The following is a 17,398-nucleotide window of genomic DNA, read 5'->3' as shown; positions in this document are numbered from 1 at the left end:
GGTGCCTGTCGTGGAACGTCGGTCACGGTCCCTGGTTGCGGTTGATCACTCGACGGGTGATGCCGAAGGCGAGGGTGCCGACGAAGAGGACGATGCCGACGACAGCGAGCCACAGAAGCCCCTTGAATGCGAATCCGATGACTGCGACGATCGCCCAGATCACCACAAGAAGGATGATGACGGTCATATGCTCTGCCTCATTTCCAGGAGAGGGCAGGCGAAGGGATCGTGTTCGCCGAGGCCCACCCGATTGATGTAATGCAGGACGATCCCGTACGAGACCCAGAGGCCTGTCTGGACGTACGGGACGTTGTGGTCGCGGCAGTACGCGGCGATCATCGGTGCGGCACGCTTCAGGTACGGTCGAGCCATCGAGGGGAACAGATGATGCTCGATCTGATAGTTCAGCCCGCCCATCGCGACGTCGACGAACCAGTTGCCGCGGATGTTCCGGCTCATCATCACCTGACGGCGTAGGAAGTCGAGTCGGAGGTCATGAGGGACCAACGGCATGCCCTTGTGGTTCGGGGCGAAGGACACGCCCATGTAGAACCCGAACACGCCAAGCTGCACGGCGAGGAACACTGCGCCCTTGTCCGGCGAGAGCACGAGGAAGACGAGCGTGAGATATCCGAGCATGCGGATCAGCAGGAAGCCGATCTCGATGGGGCGGCGTGCGAGCGGTTCGCGGCGGAACACGCGGTGCAGGCTCGATGCATGCAGCGAGATTCCTTCAAGCAGCAGGATGGGGTAGAAGAACACGCCCTGGTGGGAGATGACCCAGCGCGCGAGTGGCGAGCGGTTCCTCGCAGCCTGCTCCGGGGTGAAGGCGATGACGGGCAGGTCGATGTCGGGGTCGGCCCCGATCATGTTGGGATTGGCGTGGTGCCGGGTGTGCTTGTGCTGCCACCATCCGTAGCTCATCCCGACGAAGAGATCGCCGAGGATCAGGCTGACCCAGTCGTTCCAGCGTCCCGACCGGAAGATCTGGCGATGCGCGGCATCATGCCCGAGGAACGCGATCTGCGTGAAGACGACGGCGAAGAGCGCTCCCGTGAACATCTGCCACCAAGTGTCCCCGATCACGACGAACAGGACGATCGAGGCGGCGACCACGAGGGGCACGCACACCAGCTTCGTCCAGTAGTAGCCGTACCTGCGGCGCATCAGCCCCGCGGATTTCACCATCCGCGCCAGTTCGGTGTAGTCGCTGCTGCCTGACTGCCGCACAGGGCTGAGACTCGCTGCCCTGCTACTGGTCGTCTGGACCGTCATGATCCCGCTCCTCTCGGCGTCGCGCCGGGGTCTTGAGCGGATCTGATCTCAGGCTACTCCTTTCTGCGCGTGGAAGGCAGGGCAGAGCGAATGTGCGCGTCGCTGTGAGACGTCGTCAGGGCTGAGATCGGGAGGGAACGGTCGGTGATCGCCTCAGCGAGGGCGTGGAGCGTGAGATTTCGGTCACGGGCGTAGCGTCGCAGCAGCGTGAAGGACTCGTCCATGGACGTGCCGCTGACCTGGGCGACCGCCCCCTTGGCCTGCTCGATGAGGACCCGGCTGTCGAGAGCTCTCTGCAGCTGTTCTGCGATGAGTTGCGCGTGCGCGGATATGCGTTGCTGCAGGATGCTGATGGTGGCGACATCCGCGAGCGCCTGGGCCGCGCTCGCATCACGGTCGCTCAAGGCGCCGATCGAGGTGCCGAAGAGATTCATCGTCCCGATCGTGTCTCCGCGCAACCGGAGGGGGATCGCGTGCACGGAGAGGAAGCCGCGCCGCAGCGACTCTTCGCGGAACGCGGGCCACCGATCGGCAGCGGCGACGTCCGGCACCGAGACCTGCTCGCCCATGGCGAAGCAGTCGAGACACGGGCCCACCCCTGCAGCGAGTTGCAGAACCTCGACGAGTTCGGCGCTCTCGGCCGTCGAGGCCACGACCTGCAGATCCCCGTCGGCATCGAGGAGCATGAGCCCGCCCGCCTGCACATTCACGATCTCCGTGCATTCGCTGACGAGCGTGTGGAGCAGCTCCACGACGTCATAGTCATCGGTGAGCGTGTCGGCGACCATCACGAAGGCGGCGTTGAGGCGGTCCTCTCTGGATGCGCTGGTCATGTGCGGCCCTTCCTTGTCTGACATGCTATGCCGGGATCAACCGGGGAGATCACGAAAGTCGAGCTTCCGTCCGACGACGTCGATCGCGACGTCCTCGAGCGGACGACCCGTCGAGAACGCGTACGCGCGCAGGAGCGCGAGCGCCTCGGTCGTGGTCACGTCGAGTTGGACGAAGACCATCCCCACGGCCTGGTGCACTTCGCGGCGGAGGCTGTGCCGCTTCCCTTCCGGTCTCTCTCCTTCGGCGGCAGCGTGCATCGCCTCTCGTACCGCCGGGGCCGCGACCTTTCTCGCTAGGGAGAGCACCTGAGCGGTCGCGTCGCGATCGAGCGACCCCGGCGTCCGCCGGTACAGGTCGATCACTCCCAGCAGCACCGGCCCGACCAGGATCGGGAAGGCGAACAGTGCTCCGACACTGAGCGTCGCGAGGCCGGCACCGAAGACAGGCCAGTCAGGGTGGCTCTCCTGCTCGACGTCCGCGCTGATGGACGGCCTTCCGGTGCGAGCCACGACCCACCGCGGGCCTTCTCCGAGTGCGAACTGCATCGCGTCGAGACGTCGCGCAAGAGGATCGCTCGCACACACCGTCGTGGCGTCTCCGTCGCGGCGGAGCACGGAGATCGACGCGCCGGACACCGGCAGCAGATCGACGAAGGGCGCACAGAGGTCGTCGCCCCACTCCCACTCGGGGGTACCTGTCAGAGGAGAGCCGCTCCCCGCATGGAACGCGTCTGTCATCAAACCGCTCGCCATTGCTCTCGAGGGGAGCCGGTACGCAGGCCGCGTGCCGACTGCACGCGCAGCGTCCATCACGCGTCCACTCACACTACCCGGCCCGTTCGCCCGTCGTGAGCAAGTCTTGACGCGCCGCTCAGCGCGAGCGTACATTGGCGGTGTTGCTCCAGTCCCCGGCAGCGTTCACCAGCGCTGATCCAGGAGGACCCGATGGACGCCCTGCAACCTCTTCAATCCGGTGTGTTCCGCCCTGTGACCATCAGCCCCGCAGATCTGCAGCTCCCCGCGACGCAGCAGATAGACCTCAGCCACCTGCTCGCACCGGGCGACGGACAGAGTGCGGCGGGTGAGAAGCTCGCGCTGATATGACTGTCTGCTCCGGCTTCGCGTTCAGCGTGCCGGGCTACCGTGCCCTTCACCCTGTTCCGCGGACGAGGTGATCACGATCATGGGGACGATGTACTACGGCGCGTCCGGGTTCCCCGTTCACATCAAGGACCGTGCCCTCGCCCACTTGCAAGTCGTGGTCACGACCAAGCTGCGCCGCGGGGAGAGCTTCACCGTGTCTTGGTCGCATCACGACGATGAGCCGCCCGGGCGCAGCTCGATCTGGCTGCACCCGGCTGTCCCGCTGAGGTTTGTGTTCGAAGACTTCGAAGTGCCAGAGCTGAGCCGGCAGTACCTCGCGGGGCTGGCGAACTCGGCGAATTCGTCAGGAGACATCCATCTCGCCAAGGGGGAGATGGGCCGTTGCTTGTGCGCATCGCGTCCTCGCGAGAGCGAGCTCCACCTGTCCAGGACCTAGCATCCGGGGCCGACACGACCCTCCCGCGCATGGACGGCGCGGTGGGCGCGCTCAGGCTGTTGCACACCGCAGCAAGAGCGCGCGGGGGTGGACTCCGACTCGTACCCGGACGGCATGGCCGAAGCTGTCACCATCGAGTTCGACGATATGCGGGCAGTCGAATCGGGCGTCGAATCGACGCCCCTGAACGTACACCAGCGAGTGAAGGTCCGGAGCCTGTTTCAGCAGCACCCTGCTGAACCTCCAACGTCGTGCGATGCCCTGGAATGCGAGTCTCGTTCCGATCCGTGCCCACCCGAAGCGCCTCTCCGGACGCATCATCACGACATCCAGCTGCCCGTCATCGATGACCGCACCCGGAATGAGGAGCATGTTCCCGGTGAGGGTGCCGCAGTTTCCGACGATGACCGTGTGCGCACGGGTCGACCTCAGAGGTCCTTGGTCGACCCGGTAGTCGAGGTGGAAGAGTCTGTTCGCGATGACGGACCGCGCGATGGGGCTGACGTAGGCGAACCAGCCGAGGCGCGCCTTCGTCGCCGCGCTCGTGTTCTCGGCCATCTCCGCATCCAGACCGATGCCCGCCATCACCATGAATGTGCGCCTGCGCCTACCGCCGGACTCATCATCGATGTCGACGACACCCACGTCGACCTCACGTACAGTGCCGGAGAACGCCCTCGACACACACGTCGGCAGGTCATCGAGTGGTAGACCCACCTCCCGAGCCAGGAGGTTCCCGGTGCCCGAAGGCACGATTGCGACCGCGATTCCTGTTCCCTGCATCACCTCTGCGACGGCGCGAACCGTGCCGTCGCCGCCGGCGACGATGACGACATCCGGATCATTCGCGAGGGCGCGCTCTGCCGCCGACCGTCCAGCGTCTTCTCTCCTGGTCTCGTACCAACGGGTCGCGCCCCAGCCAAGGTCGTTCTCGTGTGCGGCGACGACGTCGCGAAGCTGGTCAGTGGATGCACTCACAGGGTTCAGGACCACCGCCGCGTGCCGTCGCCCGACGTCTGATCGTCGAGGAACAGCCGTCGAGCGACGCATGGCGGGCATCCCGGCGATCACGCGCGGACGGCGCCGCCTTCTTCTACCCAGTCTTCGATGCGAGCGTCGTCGTCTGAGACGTCGACATTCGACCGGCGAGTGAAGGCCACCGAATCAGCGAGAGTCGCGACGGCCGCCGCGCGAGCCTGCTCGCGATCGGAAGCGTCTTGAAAACGATCTGCGGCGGCCCCACGCTCGGCCTGCAGAGAGGCGCTGACCTCGGCAAGGAGGTCAGCGATGACGGTTGCCAGTCCGTCACGGAGTTCCTCCAGATTGGTGTTCGCGATCTCCAGGCGACGATCCGCGACATGCAGTTCGACGGTCGGGTACCCCCGCGCGGACAGATGCGCGCGGGTCTCGTTGCCCTGGATCGCGGCGACCTCGTCGCGATCGGTCTTGCGCGTGAACACCGCTTCCACGGTGTAGCGGTCCGGAGCATCATCCGTCATCAGCGTCGCGGGCAGCGAGCCGATCAGGACCGATCTCAGACCCAGCAGTTCGGAGCTCTGCCCCGCGTTCTTCAATTGTGCGTTCATAACCGGACGGTACGCCTCCAACATGTGTGAGCTCACAGACTCAGACTCACTCCGCGTGTCGGAGCGAGCTGGTGGTCACGATGCCGATTCAGGTCGATCATCATGGCCACGAGCCCTGTGGCAGTTCGTCGCACCCCCACCGCAGAGGCGCGCCGTATGTCACGATGAGAAACACAGGCACGCACGGGATCATTGGGGCTTCGGCCTTAGGTAATCGCTCGAAGAACGCGTACACTCCGGACAGGAGCTCGACCTTTCTGGGGTTGGGGACGCAGGGCCGGGTTCCTGTTCGGCAGGATGTTCATCGTACGTGCATGCAATGTCGCATGGTGGTGCGGTGGACGTCCTTGAATTCTCGGCCGAACCGTCCAGTTCGGCAGCGGGTCGTGTCCTGCTTCACATCGGTAGGAGCCGTCTACCTTTTCATGGGCCTGCGCACGTGGTACCGATCGACCGGAGCGGATCTGCCGTTCCAGAGCCCGCTGCCCGCACATCCCGGTGTCGCGATGGAGGGCTACTTCTGGCGTATCACCGAGCCGGCGACCGGCCGGGTGATCATCGCCCTGAACGGCGTCAACCGCGGTCCGTACGGGCCCTGGGCGGCCCTCGGCTTCGCCGCGCACCCGGGCGGATTCCTGTGTGTCGACGCGCATCCCACGGCATCCGCTGATCACGTCGGCATCGGCGCGCATGCCGGCGACGCCTTCCACGGTGACGATCGGCGGTTGCGCGTGGACCTCGGCCCTGATGCGCGGCTGGATGTGACGATCGACGATCCGCTGCCCTGGCCGCATCGCGCGTTCGGTGGGTCAAGCCTGTTCCAGTCGGTGCCCGCGCTGAATCAGTACTGGCACCCCTGGCTGCTCGGCGGGCGCGTAAACGGCACCGCGACGGTGGGCGACGAGACCTGGGAGCTGCACGACGCCCAGATCTACGCCGAGAAGAACTGGGGCCGGGAGGGGTTCCCCGATTCCTGGTGGTGGGGACAGGCCCAGGGCTTCGAAGAGCGCGATGCGTGCGTGGCGTTCGCCGGCGGGCAGGTGCACTCCGGGCCCATCCGCACCGAGGTGACGGCCTGGTCGTCCGGCTGCCCGGAGGTCGCGTCATCCGCCTCGGAAATCCGGGGATCAGCCCGGTGCATGCGGTCGTCGACGATGAACGATGGATGCTGCACGGCCGGGGCTTCGGGTGGACGATCGACGTCGCCGGCGCGGCGCCGCGCGCAGCATCCCACATCCTTCCCGTGCCGCTGCCCTCCCAGGAGCGCAACACGGCGGGCGCACTCGAGCATCTCGCCGGCACGCTCGAGGTGACTGTGCGCCGTCGAGGGCGCGTCGTGTGGGCCGGTCGCTCCGAGCTGGCGGGCCTCGAGCACGGCGGCCTCGACCGGGCGAAGGCTGAACTGGTGCGCCGAGGACTGGATGCGTCGGCCGCTTACGCACCACCTGCCGCAGACTGATCGGAGACGGGGAGGGCCCCGACATCACGCCCGCCACAACTCCGGAGAAACGCTTCCGCCACGCCCCGCCGAGGGCCAGACGGAGGGCGTTCCTTCACCGGATCTCCGGAATTGCGGCGGGCGACCGATCAGCTGAAGACCGGCACTCCGCCCCGGACGAGCTTCCAGTTCACGACGTGGAAGTCCTTCGGGTCGATGACTCCGGCATCCGAGGCGTACTGCACGATCGCCTCGCGGATCGCGACCTGCGCGTTGTAGACCACCGGCGCGGTGGTGACGTGCGGGAACCCGCCGCCACCGGACTGACGGTAGTTGTTGATCGCCACGACGAACTTCGCATCCGCCGCTATCGGTGCGCCCTCCCAGGACAGGTTGACGATCCGCGATCCCTGCGGCTGGGAGATGTCTACGTCGTAGGTCACACCGGAGAACTGGTCGTAGTTGTAGTCCGGCGTGTTCAGTGCGTTCGTCCAGCTCGCCGGCTCGACCGGGGCATCCGGGGAGACCGTTGCGAAGTACTTCGCCGAGTACTCCAGGTAGTCCTTGATCTGCGCGCCGGTGAGCACCGAGGCCATCAGCGTGTTGTCGTAGATGTACAGGCCTGCGACGTCGCGGATCGTCACCTCGCCTGCGGGGAACGTCGCCTCGCGGTTGAACGGCGCCGCGATCGAGATCACCGGAAGCGCGGCTTCGGGCGTGCCCTGGATCGCCTTCGTCACGGTCTCGACCTGCACCTTGTTGACGTAGTCGAGGATCGCGGTGTCCTTCCAGCACGACTCCGCCGCCGACAGCTCCTCGGTCGACGTGGCGACGGGCTTGTTGACGTACGCGACCACGGCGTCGTGCTGCGCCTTGATCAGCGCGACCATCGCCGGGTCGTCCTCGACGGTGTTCGTGTTCAGGTTGGTCGCCTTGCTCGAGACCACCTGCCACTGGCCCTTCACCTGCTGCAGCTCCAGGTCGAACACGCTCAGGCGCTGGCCCCAGCACATCGGCTCGCTGAGCACGACCTGCCTGCCGTCCGGGCCGGTCACGAACCGCTGCGGGATGTCCTTGTGCGCATGCCCGAACAGGATGGCGTCGATCCCCGGCACCTGCGCGGCCACGAGGGCGGCGGCGTTCTCGTTGGGCAGCGCATCCCCGTACGACGAGGTGCCGCTGTCGCCGGAGTGCACGCTGACGACGACGACGTCCACGCCCTGCGCGCGGATGATCGGAACCCAGCGGGCTGCGGTGGCGACGATGTCGAGCACCTCGACCTTGCCGCTGACATTCGCCTTGTCCCAGATCACGATGCCGGGATTGGTGAGGCCGAGCACGCCGACGCGCACGGGCTTCGCGCCCTTCGGGTGGAGCGTCTTGATCGTGTACGGCGTGAAGGCGGGGATGTTCGTGCCGGCGCGCACCGCGTTGGCGCCCAGCACGGGGGCGTCCATCTGCTTGATCCACGCGTCCAGGAACTCGAGACCGTAGTTGAACTCGTGGTTGCCGAGGGCGACGGCGTCGTAGCCGAGCGCGTTCATCTGCGCTGCCATCGGATGCACGGCGCCGGTCTTCGTGATGGGTTCGACCGACGCGTAGTAGAAGCCCAGCGGGGTGCCCTGGATCGTGTCGCCGGCGTCGAACAGCAGCGTGCGGTCGCTGCCGCGGTCGGCGCGGATCTGCTTCACCACGCTTGAGACGCGGGCGAGTCCGACCGCGTTCCCCTTGCTGTCCGCGTACGCGGCGTCCTTGTAGTAGTCCCAGTTGACCGCGTGCGAGTGGATGTCGGAGGTGCCCATGATCGTGATCGTGAGGGACTTGCCGACTCCGCCCTGCGCGGCGGATGCCTGTTCCGGACGGGCCACCCATCCGGCCGCCGCGAGCGCGCTGGCCGCAGTGACGCCGGTGAGGAATCCACGACGACTCAGCCCGGAACGGCGCTGCTCCTCGACGTCCGAGGGGACGGCGCACGAGCACCAGCGGGGTTCGGCGGAGCCGGAGTGGGGGTGGCGATGCATTTCATCTGTCATGAACCTCGATGCAAGCACTGCGCGCCGTCCGAGGCAAGAGACGCTCGGTGAACGGTCGGGATACGAAGCGAATGCATTAGTATCTGCGTATGAGTGCAGATAAGCGGAAATGCGGATACACGCCGGACAGCTCGTTCGTCGAGCTCGCCGTCGAGGTGTTCGGGATGCTGGCCGACGCCACGCGCGTGCGGATCATCCTCGCCCTGCAGGATGCCGAGGAGCTCTCGGTCAACCACCTCGCCGACATCGTGGACAAGTCGCCGGCTGCGGTGTCACAGCACCTCGCCAAGCTGCGCCTGGCGCGCATCGTCGCCACCCGGCAGGACGGGCAGCGCGTGTTCTACCGGCTCGAGAACGAGCACGCGTCGGAGCTCGTGGCATCCGCGATCTTCCAGGCCGAGCACACGCTCGGCGGCACCCCGCGTCACCACCACCAGGATCGAGCGGGCGAATGACGGCGCAGCACGTGCACCACGAGCACGACCACGCCCACGCCCACGAACCTCACGCCCACGCCCACGAACCTCACGCCCACGCCCACTCGCACGGCGAGCACCACCACGAGCATCCGACCGGGTTCAAGGGCTTCCTGTACGGGCTGTTCGTCCCGCACACCCACGATGCGGCCGACTCGATCGACGACGCCATGGAGGCGAACGCCGCGGGCATCCGTGCACTGAAGGTCAGCCTCATCCTGCTGCTGATCACCACGGTGCTGCAGGGCGCCGTCGTCGCGTTCAGCGGCTCGGTCGCGCTGCTGGCCGACACGATCCACAACTTCTCCGACGCGCTCACGGCGGTGCCGCTCTGGATCGCCTTCGTGCTGGGTCGCCGCGCGGCGTCCCGCCGCTACACCTTCGGGTTCGGGCGCGCCGAGGACCTCGCCGGCCTGTTCATCGTGTTCGTGGTGGCGCTGTCTGCGATCGTCGCGGCCTGGCAGTCGATCGAGCGCATCATCCACCCGCAGCCGCTGGCGAACCTGGGCTGGGTGATCGCTGCCGGGGTCATCGGATTCCTCGGCAACGAGGCGGTCGCGATCTACCGCATCCGCGTCGGCCGTCGCATCGGATCCGCGGCGCTCGTCGCCGACGGCGTGCATGCCCGCACGGACGGCTTCACCTCGCTGGCCGTCGTGATCGGCGGGATCGGCGTGCTGCTCGGCTTCCCGCTGGCCGACCCGATCATCGGCCTGATCATCTCGGCGGCGATCTTCGTGCTGCTCATCGGCACCGTCCGCAGCGTCGGCCGGCGTCTGCTCGACGGCGTCGAGCCCGAGCTCGTCGACCGCGCGCAGCACGCGCTGGAGCACGTCGACGGCCTGATCGACGTCGAGCGCCTCCGCCTGCGCTGGGTGGGCCACCGACTGCAGGGAGACGCCGTGGTGCGGGTCGAGTCCGGGCATCCGGATGCCGCGGATGCTGCGGAGCGCAGCGTGCGCGAGCATCTGCCCAACGTGGACGACTTCCTGGTGCGTGTGTGCGTCGCGCCCTGACCTTCGCCGCGGCCCTACGCTGATCCCATGAGCGAAGCAGTCGAATACCTCATCACCGCGCTGGACGGCACCGACGCTGCCGCGCCCGATCGTCGTCTCGCCGTGCGCGACGAGCACCTGGCCGGCGCGCAGAAGCTCGCCGAGCGGGGTGAGCTGCTCAGCGGTGGTGCCATCCTGGACGACGGCGGGCGGATGATCGGCTCGTCCATGCACGTCGCCTTCGCCGACGAGGCGGCATTCCGCGCCTGGTACGACGCCGAGCCGTACATCCTCGGTGGGGTGTGGCAGGACATCAGCATCCGGCCGATGAGGATCTTCCGACCCGCGCTCTGACCGCGGCGTTCAGCCCTGCTGCGTAGGCGCGCTCATGCCCAGGAGCAGCTCGGGCAGCGTGTGCTTGATGTACGACGACTCCGCGAACGACTGCTCGTTGCGGCCCGACATGATCCACGACTCGAACGAGCGCTCATAGGTGAGGATCACGACGCGCACGCCGAGCGCCGGTGACCACGTGAACCGGTGGTGGATGCGCGAGAGCAGCAGTTCGAACGCCTCGAGCATGGTCGGGAGGAACGCGCGCTCCGATGCGAGCACCTCCTCGCTGTGCGCGCCGGTCGACGCCGCGAGCAGCCGCACCCGCAGGCGGATGTTCAGCGAGCTCCAGTCCAGAGGACGGGCGTCCGCCAGGGCCACCGCGAGGGCGCGGGGAAGCTCCTCGTCCGCGTGCGGGGCGGGGTCGAAGCTCTCCGCAGCCGCGCGGACCCGCTGAGCGATCTCCTCGAGCAGCTCGTCGTCCACGGCTCGCAGCAGGTCGCGGTCGGTGGGGAACAGGGTGCGGAACGCCCCCTCGCCGAGCCCGGCGTCCTCGCGCAGCTCGGCGGTGAGCTCAGAGAGGGCTCCGCTCCAGGTCGGCAGCTTGATGCGGGCGAGCGTGATCACGCGCGCCCGGCCCGCCCGTCGGGTCGCCTCGATTCGGGGGCTGGCTTCCGCGGTCATCCTGGCATCCGTCCTTCGCCCTCGGTATCGGCATCCGCGCGGGACAGCGCCGCGGGCGGAGGGCGACTGTCAGCGTATCGCGCGCCCGGTGCGGGGCGGCGACAGCCGCCAGGGGCGCGGAACGGTGCGCGCGGCGCCCCTCAGCCCTTCAGCACTGTGTCGCGGATCGCATCGGCTGCACCGGCCTGGCCGGGGCAGAGGTGCTTCACGACCGCGTCCACCTGCTGCATGGTGCCGGCCCTCGCGGCATCCGCGCTGACGTTCTTCTGCAACTCGCCGACGAGGTCGAGGATGAAGTCGGGCTCGCCGCCGTCCTTCAGGTCTTCGCAGACGCCGTCGTAGATGGCCGTCAAGCGGGCGCGGGTGTCGGGATCGTCCCACTGGGCCTTCAGAGCGCTCTCCATGTCGTCGCGGGGAGCCTGGCCCGTGTCCTCCTGGGCGACCTGGGCGGCGATGGTCCAGAACTCGACGTGGGTGGCGAGATAGTCGTCCGCGGTGGGCTGCGGGTCCGAGCATCCCGTCAGAGCGGCCACCGCCGCGATCGTGAGTGCAATGGATGCCGCCGCCCGCCTCGCCGTCATAGGGACCACCCTAAGCCGCAGCCGTCGCGGCGCACCAGATCGATGCCGCCGGTGCTCGCGCCGCCAGGTGGCATCCGTACATGGACACCGTGCGCCGCAGCCCTGGATGCCGCGCGCCTCTCCGGCTAGGGTCGGCGTCATGACGGAGAAGCAGAACCTGCAGGGCCGCCGGTGGCTGCTCGGCATCACGCTGATGGCCGCCGAGCAGGCGTCCAGGGTCCTCGAGGTGTGCGCGTCGGTCGAGGGCGATGACGCAGCGCTCAACCGTGCACTGTGCGAGGAATTCGACATCAACCCGATCGACGCCGAGGTGGTGCTCTCGCTGCAGGTGCGTCGGTTCACCCCGGCCTCGATCGCGCGGATGCGCTCGGAGCTCGCCGAGATGGAGAGGCGGATCGAACTGGTCGAGGAACACTGACCCTCCCGATTCTAAAAAAGATAAGACTTGCATTTAGAAGTCGATCGGGTGTCTGATGGAGGAGGAGAGGCACGGGAGGTCGGCCATGACGATGACGGCGATGCAGGACGATGATGCGCTGGAGCTGCGGACGGATGCACCGCAGCGGGTCCGGATCGAGGCCGCGCCGCGGCCCGTGGACCTGGATGCCGCAGAGGAGGCGGGCCGGCTGTTCCTGAAGGCGCTCGGCATCGATCCGGATGCCGCGGATGCCCTGGATCTGGCGCGCACGCCGCGCCGCTTCGCCGAGGCCTACGCGGAGCTGCTGCAACCGGAGCCCTTCGACTTCACCACCTTCGCGAACTCCGAGGGCTACGACGAGCTCGTGCTGATCCGCGACATCCCGGTGCGATCGATCTGCGAGCACCATCTGCTGCCGTTCACCGGCGTCGCGCACGTCGCCTACCTGCCCGCCGACCGCGTGGTCGGGCTCTCGAAGATCCCGCGGATGGTCGATCACTACGCGCGTCGGCCGCAGACGCAGGAGCGGCTGACCGTGCAGATCGCCGACGCCCTGGCCGCACGGCTCCAGCCCCGCGGCATCGGCGTGGTCGTCGAGGCGACGCACACCTGCATGACCCTGCGCGGCGCGCGCGCCACCGGATCGAAGACGTCGACCTCGGCTCTGCGGGGGCTGCTGCGCGACGACCCGCGCTCTCGCTCGGAGTTCCTCGCCCTCGCCGCGGACCGCGCGCGCTGATCGCCAGCATCCGCGACGCAGACACAGCACCATCGGGAAGGAAAGAAAGATGACCATCGCGATCGTCGGCGGAGGCCTCGCGGCCGCCACCGCAGCAACAGAACTGCGCGAGAAGGGCTACGACGGCGACGTCGTGATCTACTCCGCCGAGGATCACCTGCCCTACGAGCGTCCGCCGCTGTCGAAGGAGGTGCTGCTGGGCAGCAAGCAGGTCGAGGAGGCGCAGGTGCACGACAGCGCCTGGTACGCCGACAACCACGTTCAGCTCGAGCGCGGTGTGAAGGTGGTGTCGATCGACCCGGCGGCGCACACGCTGCGCGCCGAGCCGGTCGCGGGCGGGGAGAGCAGCGAGCACTCCTACGACAAGCTGCTGCTCGCCACCGGCGCCTCGCCCCGGCACTTCCCCGTCGCGGACAAGGTGTCCGATCCGGTCTACCTGCGCACCGTCGAGGACAACGCCCGCCTGCTCGAGGCTCTCAAGCCCGGTGCGAAGGTGCTCATCGTCGGTGCCGGCTGGATCGGCCTGGAGGTGGCATCCGCCGCACGCCAGAAGGGCGCCGACGTGACGATCTACGAGGTCGCCGACCTGCCGCTGGTCGCCGTCCTCGGCCCCGAGGTCGCGCAGCTCTTCGCCGACCTGCACCGCGCTCACGGCGTGGATCTGCGTCTGGGCACGCCGGTGGATGAGGCCGCCTTGGCGGCGGCCGACCTGGTCGTGGTCGGCATCGGAGCCATCCCCAACACCGAGCTCGCCGAACAGGCGGGCCTCGACGTCGATCACGGCGTGCTGGTCGACGAGACGCTGCGCACCTCCGACCCGGACATCTACGCCATCGGCGACATCGCCTCGCAGCAGCATCCGGTGCTCGGTCGGCGCATCCGCGTGGAGCACTGGGACACGGCGATCGAGCAGGGCAAGATCGCCGCGCACAACCTGGCCGGGGCCTCGGAGCAGTACACGCACCTGCCGTACTTCTTCACCGATCAGTACGATCTGGGCATGGAGTACTTCGGCAGCGTCGGCCCCGAGGGGTACGACCGCGTCGACATCGAGGGCGACACCGACGTCGCGAACGGCGGCGCGTTCCGCGCCTACTGGGTCAAGGACGGCACGGTCCGCGCGGCCATGCACGCCAACGACTGGGATGCCTCCGACGCGGTCCGGGACAGCATCGGCACGGCACGATGACGGCGGCCAGCGCGGCGTCCGCCGCCGGAGCGGAAGCAGGCACGGCCGGCGATCGGATGCTGCGCCGCATCGGCATCCGCGACTTCGACTTCTCGCGTCAGGTGGCGGTGATGGCCGTCATCAACCGGACTCCCGACTCCTTCTACGACAAGGGCGCGACCTTCGCGCTGGACCGGGCCGTGGAGAGCGCGCTGCGCGCCGGCGATCAGGGCGCGGACTGGGTCGACATCGGCGGCGTGCCGTTCGGACGCGGGCCGGTGGTGACGACGGCGGAGGAGATCGACAGGGTGGCGCCCGTGGTCGCCGCGATCACGGCCGCCCGGCCGGAGCTGGTGATCTCGGTGGACACCAACAACGCCGAGGTGGCTGCCGCGGCGGTCGATGCCGGCGCGGCCGTGATCAACGACACCAGCGGCCTGGGGGATCCGCGCATGGCCGACGTCGTCGCGCGCAGCCGGGCCCATGTCGTGATCACGCACAGCGTCGGCCCGCCTCGCGCCGAGAAGCCCGCGGCCCACTACGACGACGTGGTCGGCGAGGTGCGCTCCTTCCTGGTCGAGCGGATGGCGCGGGCCGAGGCCGCGGGAGTGCCTCGCGAGCGACTGATCATCGACCCGGGCCACGATCTCGACAAGAACACGCTGCACACCCTGGAGATCACGCGCCGGCTGGACGAGATCGCCTCGATCGAGGCGCCGCTGCTGGTCGCCGTGTCGAACAAGGACTTCATCGGCGAGTCGATCGACCGGCCGCAGGGCGAGCGGCTGCCCGGATCACTGGCCGCCATGACCGCCTGCATCCTGAAGGGCGCGCGGATCGTGCGCATGCACGACATCCCGCAGACCGTCGATGCCGTGCGCATGACCGAGGCCATCCTGGGCTGGCGTCAGCCGGTCCGGCTCGAGCACAACACGCATCCGACGCACAATGTCTGAGATCGACGCTGTCTGGCCCGCACCCGCCACCGATCTCGACGATGCGGCGCTGCTCGCGCTCACCGCGTTCCCGGCTGACCGCACCTGGTTGCGGGTCAACTTCATCTCCAGCATCGACGGTGCGGCGACCAGGCACGGACTCTCCGGCGGGCTCGGCGACGACGCGGATCACCGGCTGTTCGATCTGCTGCGCCGGGGCGCCGACGTGGTGCTGGTCGGGGCGGGTACGCTGCGCGACGAGGGATACGGCGGTCTGCGGGTCGACGAGGCGTCGGTCGCGTGGCGCACGGATGCCGGGATGCCGCCGCATCCGGTGCTCGCCATGATCAGCCGCAGCCTGTCCCTGGACCCGGCGTCCCCGCTGTTCGCGGATGCTCCGGTGCGCCCGATCGTCTACACCGTGGCATCCGCCCCCGTCGATCGACGTGACGCGCTGGCGGGCGTCGCCGATGTGGTGACCGTGGGGGAGACGGACGCCGACCTCATCCGCGTGCGCGAGGACCTCGCCGCACGGGGGCTGCATCGCATCCACTCCGAGGGCGGTCCGCACCTGTTCGGCGAGCTGCTGGCGGCCGGAGCCGTGGACGCGCTGCACCTCACGCTCGCGCCGACGGTCGACTCCGGCGATGCGGGACGGATCGCACGGGGCCCCGTCGCACCGCGTGGTGCCCGCCTGGCGTCCGTCCTGCGATCCGGGGAGGAGCTGCTGCTGCACTACCTGCTGTAGCGCATGCGGCGCAGCTCCCCGGTGTCAGAATGCGCCATGTCCGTCTCAGAATGCGCCGCATCGTCTCAGATCGCCTGTGGGCGGTCGGAGCGGGGGCGATACTGCTCAGCATGGGGAACTACAGGGGGCGCACATCGAGCCGGCAGAGGGGTCCGGCCCGGCGACGGAATCGACATCGCGAGGGACGTGCGGAGGCCTACTCGACCCCGTGGTTCGTGCGGGAGGTGGGCGGCGCTCCGATGTGGCTGCTCATGCTCATCCTGCTGATCATCGCGGGAGTCGGAGTGCTGTACGCCGTCGTGCGCTGAACGCCCCGCGGCTGTCCGTGCCTGCGGGTAGGTTCGGTGCATGACCTTCCGTGGCGCGATCGAGACGTCGGTGGGCGTCGTGGCCGTCGAGAGCGACGGTGCGGCGATCACCCGGGTGACCTGGCCGCGCGGTCGGACCGGAGCGGATGCCGGTGAGCCGGATGCACTCGTGCACCGCGCGCTCGCGCAGCTGGCGGCGTACTTCGCGGGCGAGCTGCAGGAGTTCGACCTGCCCGTCGACCTCGGCAGGCAGACCGACGCGACCCGTGCGGTGCTGATGGCGCTGTACGAGACGGTCGGGCACGGCGAGACGGTCACGTACGGCGAGCTCGCCGCCCGCAGCGGCACCGACGTGCCGGCGCGCGGCATCGGCGCAATCATGGGGGCCAACCCGATCCCGCTCATCGTGCCCTGCCATCGGGTGGTCGCCAGCGACGGCCTGGGCGGATACTCAGGCGGACGGGACGGCGAGGGTCTGCTCACCAAGCGCTGGCTCCTCGAGCACGAGGGTGCGCTGCCGACAGCGCTGTTCTGAGGTCCAGGATGACGGGGTACTGGGAGAACGGGGCGTACGGGCGGGGCAGCTCCCGCAGACGGCAGCATCCGATCGTCGCCGTGGAGCCGAACGACGATGCGCCGCAGCCGTCCGCGCAGTGGCCGACCAGCATCCCCGCGGTCGCGCAGCTGCTGCGCGAGGGAATCCGGCTCGCACCCGGCGTCACGTTCCTCGTCGGTGAGAACGGCAGCGGCAAGTCGACCATCGTCGAAGGCGTCGCGGTGGCCTACGGGCTGTCGCCGGAGGGCGGATCGCGCGGTGCCAGGCACAGCACCCGGCCGACGGAGTCGCCGCTCTCGGACTGGCTGCGCATCCAGCGTGGCGTCGGCGCCAGCCGATGGGGCTTCTTCCTGCGCGCCGAGACGATGCACTCCTTCTACACGTACCTGGAGCAGAACCCCTCGCCGTACGACTCGCAGTTCCACGAGATGAGCCACGGCGAGTCGTTTCTCGAGATCCTCGGCACCCGGTTCGACGAGCCCGGCTTCTACTGCCTCGACGAGCCCGAGGCGGCTCTGTCGTTCGGGTCGACGCTCACCCTGATCTCGGTGCTGCAGCGCATCGCCGACGACGGCGGGCAGGTCCTGTGCGCGACGCATTCACCGGTTCTCGCCGCACTGCCGGGTGCGCAGATCCTGGAGGTCGGTGAGTGGGGTCTGCGACCGGCCGCCTGGGAGGACCTGGAGCTCGTCCGGCACTGGCGCTCGTTCCTCGGCGGTCCCGAGCGGTACCTGCGGCATCTGCTGGACTGA

23 protein-coding genes are annotated in these 17,398 nt (G+C 68.4%); 14 read left to right on the top strand and 9 right to left on the bottom strand.

Annotated features, from left to right (window positions below; translation table 11 throughout):
- Positions 1-22: 22 nt before the first annotated feature.
- The 4 genes from ACTJJ4_RS10950 to ACTJJ4_RS10935 are packed head-to-tail and all read right to left on the bottom strand — an operon-like array spanning position 23 to position 2,996.
- Entirely contained in the window at positions 23-187 is a 165-nt protein-coding gene (locus ACTJJ4_RS10950) for a hypothetical protein (protein ID WP_440943342.1), read from the bottom strand.
- A complete protein-coding gene (locus ACTJJ4_RS10945) occupies positions 184-1,275 on the bottom strand; it encodes a fatty acid desaturase family protein (RefSeq protein ID WP_440943341.1) in 1,092 nt (363 codons plus the stop codon). Before ACTJJ4_RS10945 ends, ACTJJ4_RS10950 begins: the two co-directional genes overlap by 4 nt.
- 53 nt (positions 1,276-1,328) lie before the next feature.
- Positions 1,329-2,108, bottom strand: coding sequence for a GAF and ANTAR domain-containing protein (locus tag ACTJJ4_RS10940; protein WP_440943340.1), 780 nt, complete (start codon positions 2,106-2,108; stop codon positions 1,329-1,331).
- A 36-nt stretch (positions 2,109-2,144) separates the two neighbouring features.
- Positions 2,145-2,996: a GAF and ANTAR domain-containing protein gene (locus ACTJJ4_RS10935; protein ID WP_440943339.1), complete on the bottom strand. Its 852-nt coding sequence runs from the start codon at positions 2,994-2,996 to the stop codon at positions 2,145-2,147.
- A 57-nt stretch (positions 2,997-3,053) separates the two neighbouring features.
- Here ACTJJ4_RS10935 and ACTJJ4_RS10930 point away from each other — a divergent pair, with 57 nt between their 5' ends.
- Both ACTJJ4_RS10930 and ACTJJ4_RS10925 read left to right on the top strand, forming a co-directional pair.
- Positions 3,054-3,212, top strand: a complete 159-nt coding sequence (locus ACTJJ4_RS10930) for a hypothetical protein (protein ID WP_440943338.1) — start codon at positions 3,054-3,056, stop codon at positions 3,210-3,212.
- A gap of 79 nt (positions 3,213-3,291) precedes the next feature.
- The gene (locus tag ACTJJ4_RS10925) at positions 3,292-3,648 is read left to right on the top strand and encodes a DUF7882 family protein (RefSeq protein WP_440943647.1); all 357 of its coding nucleotides are present in this window, start codon (positions 3,292-3,294) and stop codon (positions 3,646-3,648) included.
- Positions 3,649-3,699: 51 nt separating this feature from the next.
- Here the strand turns inward: ACTJJ4_RS10925 and ACTJJ4_RS10920 are convergent, their stop codons facing one another.
- Positions 3,700-4,641: a diacylglycerol/lipid kinase family protein gene (locus ACTJJ4_RS10920; protein ID WP_440943337.1), complete on the bottom strand. Its 942-nt coding sequence runs from the start codon at positions 4,639-4,641 to the stop codon at positions 3,700-3,702.
- 74 nt (positions 4,642-4,715) lie between these two features.
- A complete protein-coding gene (locus ACTJJ4_RS10915; RefSeq protein WP_440943336.1) occupies positions 4,716-5,234 on the bottom strand; it encodes a hypothetical protein in 519 nt (172 codons plus the stop codon).
- A 326-nt stretch (positions 5,235-5,560) separates the two neighbouring features.
- On the opposite strand from ACTJJ4_RS10915, the gene ACTJJ4_RS10910 reads away from it, so the two are divergent.
- Positions 5,561-6,547: a tocopherol cyclase family protein gene (locus ACTJJ4_RS10910; protein WP_440943335.1), complete on the top strand. Its 987-nt coding sequence runs from the start codon at positions 5,561-5,563 to the stop codon at positions 6,545-6,547.
- A 274-nt stretch (positions 6,548-6,821) separates the two neighbouring features.
- Here ACTJJ4_RS10910 and ACTJJ4_RS10905 read toward each other — a convergent pair whose 3' ends face one another.
- Positions 6,822-8,693 (bottom strand): bifunctional metallophosphatase/5'-nucleotidase, encoded by a 1,872-nt coding sequence (locus ACTJJ4_RS10905; protein ID WP_440943334.1) that lies wholly within the window; start codon positions 8,691-8,693, stop codon positions 6,822-6,824.
- Positions 8,694-8,794: 101 nt separating this feature from the next.
- Here ACTJJ4_RS10905 and ACTJJ4_RS10900 point away from each other — a divergent pair, with 101 nt between their 5' ends.
- From ACTJJ4_RS10900 to ACTJJ4_RS10890, 3 genes are read left to right on the top strand one after another with little or no spacing between them, the layout of a single operon-like run.
- Entirely contained in the window at positions 8,795-9,160 is a 366-nt protein-coding gene (locus tag ACTJJ4_RS10900) for an ArsR/SmtB family transcription factor (RefSeq protein WP_440943333.1), read from the top strand.
- Entirely contained in the window at positions 9,157-10,197 is a 1,041-nt protein-coding gene (locus ACTJJ4_RS10895; protein WP_440943332.1) for a cation diffusion facilitator family transporter, read from the top strand. The genes ACTJJ4_RS10900 and ACTJJ4_RS10895 overlap by 4 nt, the downstream gene beginning before the upstream one ends.
- 27 nt (positions 10,198-10,224) lie before the next feature.
- Positions 10,225-10,530 (top strand): YciI family protein, encoded by a 306-nt coding sequence (locus ACTJJ4_RS10890; protein ID WP_440943331.1) that lies wholly within the window; start codon positions 10,225-10,227, stop codon positions 10,528-10,530.
- Between the two features lie 9 nt (positions 10,531-10,539).
- Here the strand turns inward: ACTJJ4_RS10890 and ACTJJ4_RS10885 are convergent, their stop codons facing one another.
- Positions 10,540-11,193 carry a hypothetical protein gene (locus ACTJJ4_RS10885; protein ID WP_440943330.1) on the bottom strand — a complete coding sequence of 218 codons (654 nt, stop codon included), beginning with the start codon at positions 11,191-11,193 and terminating at the stop codon, positions 10,540-10,542.
- Positions 11,194-11,333: 140 nt separating this feature from the next.
- Positions 11,334-11,774: a hypothetical protein gene (locus tag ACTJJ4_RS10880; RefSeq protein ID WP_440943329.1), complete on the bottom strand. Its 441-nt coding sequence runs from the start codon at positions 11,772-11,774 to the stop codon at positions 11,334-11,336.
- 139 nt (positions 11,775-11,913) lie between these two features.
- Between ACTJJ4_RS10880 and ACTJJ4_RS10875 the strand changes: the two genes are divergently transcribed.
- From ACTJJ4_RS10875 to ACTJJ4_RS10840, 8 genes are all read left to right on the top strand, one after another.
- Entirely contained in the window at positions 11,914-12,192 is a 279-nt protein-coding gene (locus ACTJJ4_RS10875; RefSeq protein WP_292699321.1) for a hypothetical protein, read from the top strand.
- A 91-nt stretch (positions 12,193-12,283) separates the two neighbouring features.
- Complete coding sequence (gene folE, locus ACTJJ4_RS10870; protein WP_440943646.1) at positions 12,284-12,931, top strand: GTP cyclohydrolase I FolE; 648 nt, start codon at positions 12,284-12,286, stop codon at positions 12,929-12,931.
- Positions 12,932-12,980: 49 nt separating this feature from the next.
- A complete protein-coding gene (locus ACTJJ4_RS10865) occupies positions 12,981-14,120 on the top strand; it encodes an NAD(P)/FAD-dependent oxidoreductase (protein WP_440943328.1) in 1,140 nt (379 codons plus the stop codon).
- A gap of 56 nt (positions 14,121-14,176) precedes the next feature.
- The gene (folP, locus tag ACTJJ4_RS10860; RefSeq protein WP_440943645.1) at positions 14,177-15,055 is read left to right on the top strand and encodes a dihydropteroate synthase; all 879 of its coding nucleotides are present in this window, start codon (positions 14,177-14,179) and stop codon (positions 15,053-15,055) included.
- Positions 15,048-15,782, top strand: a complete 735-nt coding sequence (locus ACTJJ4_RS10855) for a pyrimidine reductase family protein (RefSeq protein WP_440943327.1) — start codon at positions 15,048-15,050, stop codon at positions 15,780-15,782. The genes folP and ACTJJ4_RS10855 overlap by 8 nt, the downstream gene beginning before the upstream one ends.
- 110 nt (positions 15,783-15,892) lie before the next feature.
- Positions 15,893-16,090 carry a hypothetical protein gene (locus ACTJJ4_RS10850; RefSeq protein ID WP_440943326.1) on the top strand — a complete coding sequence of 66 codons (198 nt, stop codon included), beginning with the start codon at positions 15,893-15,895 and terminating at the stop codon, positions 16,088-16,090.
- A 40-nt stretch (positions 16,091-16,130) separates the two neighbouring features.
- Complete coding sequence (locus ACTJJ4_RS10845; protein WP_440943325.1) at positions 16,131-16,625, top strand: methylated-DNA--[protein]-cysteine S-methyltransferase; 495 nt, start codon at positions 16,131-16,133, stop codon at positions 16,623-16,625.
- A gap of 8 nt (positions 16,626-16,633) precedes the next feature.
- Entirely contained in the window at positions 16,634-17,398 is a 765-nt protein-coding gene (locus tag ACTJJ4_RS10840) for an AAA family ATPase (protein ID WP_440943324.1), read from the top strand.

The sequence above is a fragment of the Microbacterium sp. 22195 genome, from assembly GCF_052056515.1.
Lineage (GTDB): Bacteria > Actinomycetota > Actinomycetes > Actinomycetales > Microbacteriaceae > Microbacterium.
This window is presented reverse-complemented; position numbering and strand designations above follow the sequence as displayed.

Bases quoted from the DNA above. Each gene is read 5' to 3' on its own strand.
- folP (WP_440943645.1), top strand. From the start codon at position 14,177: ATGCTGCGCCGCATCGGCATCCGCGACTTCGACTTCTCGCGTCAGGTG.
- ACTJJ4_RS10900 (WP_440943333.1), top strand. From the start codon at position 8,795: ATGAGTGCAGATAAGCGGAAATGCGGATACACGCCGGACAGCTCGTTC.
- ACTJJ4_RS10905 (WP_440943334.1), bottom strand. From the start codon at position 8,693: ATGCATCGCCACCCCCACTCCGGCTCCGCCGAACCCCGCTGGTGCTCG.
- ACTJJ4_RS10910 (WP_440943335.1), top strand. From the start codon at position 5,561: ATGGTGGTGCGGTGGACGTCCTTGAATTCTCGGCCGAACCGTCCAGTT.
- ACTJJ4_RS10945 (WP_440943341.1), bottom strand. From the start codon at position 1,275: ATGACGGTCCAGACGACCAGTAGCAGGGCAGCGAGTCTCAGCCCTGTG.
- ACTJJ4_RS10880 (WP_440943329.1), bottom strand. From the start codon at position 11,774: ATGACGGCGAGGCGGGCGGCGGCATCCATTGCACTCACGATCGCGGCG.
- ACTJJ4_RS10845 (WP_440943325.1), top strand. From the start codon at position 16,131: ATGACCTTCCGTGGCGCGATCGAGACGTCGGTGGGCGTCGTGGCCGTC.
- ACTJJ4_RS10890 (WP_440943331.1), top strand. From the start codon at position 10,225: ATGAGCGAAGCAGTCGAATACCTCATCACCGCGCTGGACGGCACCGAC.
- ACTJJ4_RS10940 (WP_440943340.1), bottom strand. From the start codon at position 2,108: ATGACCAGCGCATCCAGAGAGGACCGCCTCAACGCCGCCTTCGTGATG.
- ACTJJ4_RS10875 (WP_292699321.1), top strand. From the start codon at position 11,914: ATGACGGAGAAGCAGAACCTGCAGGGCCGCCGGTGGCTGCTCGGCATC.
- ACTJJ4_RS10895 (WP_440943332.1), top strand. From the start codon at position 9,157: ATGACGGCGCAGCACGTGCACCACGAGCACGACCACGCCCACGCCCAC.
- ACTJJ4_RS10840 (WP_440943324.1), top strand. From the start codon at position 16,634: ATGACGGGGTACTGGGAGAACGGGGCGTACGGGCGGGGCAGCTCCCGC.
- ACTJJ4_RS10885 (WP_440943330.1), bottom strand. From the start codon at position 11,193: ATGACCGCGGAAGCCAGCCCCCGAATCGAGGCGACCCGACGGGCGGGC.
- ACTJJ4_RS10865 (WP_440943328.1), top strand. From the start codon at position 12,981: ATGACCATCGCGATCGTCGGCGGAGGCCTCGCGGCCGCCACCGCAGCA.
- ACTJJ4_RS10935 (WP_440943339.1), bottom strand. From the start codon at position 2,996: ATGTACGCTCGCGCTGAGCGGCGCGTCAAGACTTGCTCACGACGGGCG.
- ACTJJ4_RS10915 (WP_440943336.1), bottom strand. From the start codon at position 5,234: ATGAACGCACAATTGAAGAACGCGGGGCAGAGCTCCGAACTGCTGGGT.
- ACTJJ4_RS10930 (WP_440943338.1), top strand. From the start codon at position 3,054: ATGGACGCCCTGCAACCTCTTCAATCCGGTGTGTTCCGCCCTGTGACC.
- ACTJJ4_RS10950 (WP_440943342.1), bottom strand. From the start codon at position 187: ATGACCGTCATCATCCTTCTTGTGGTGATCTGGGCGATCGTCGCAGTC.
- ACTJJ4_RS10925 (WP_440943647.1), top strand. From the start codon at position 3,292: ATGGGGACGATGTACTACGGCGCGTCCGGGTTCCCCGTTCACATCAAG.
- ACTJJ4_RS10850 (WP_440943326.1), top strand. From the start codon at position 15,893: ATGGGGAACTACAGGGGGCGCACATCGAGCCGGCAGAGGGGTCCGGCC.
- folE (WP_440943646.1), top strand. From the start codon at position 12,284: ATGACGGCGATGCAGGACGATGATGCGCTGGAGCTGCGGACGGATGCA.
- ACTJJ4_RS10855 (WP_440943327.1), top strand. From the start codon at position 15,048: ATGTCTGAGATCGACGCTGTCTGGCCCGCACCCGCCACCGATCTCGAC.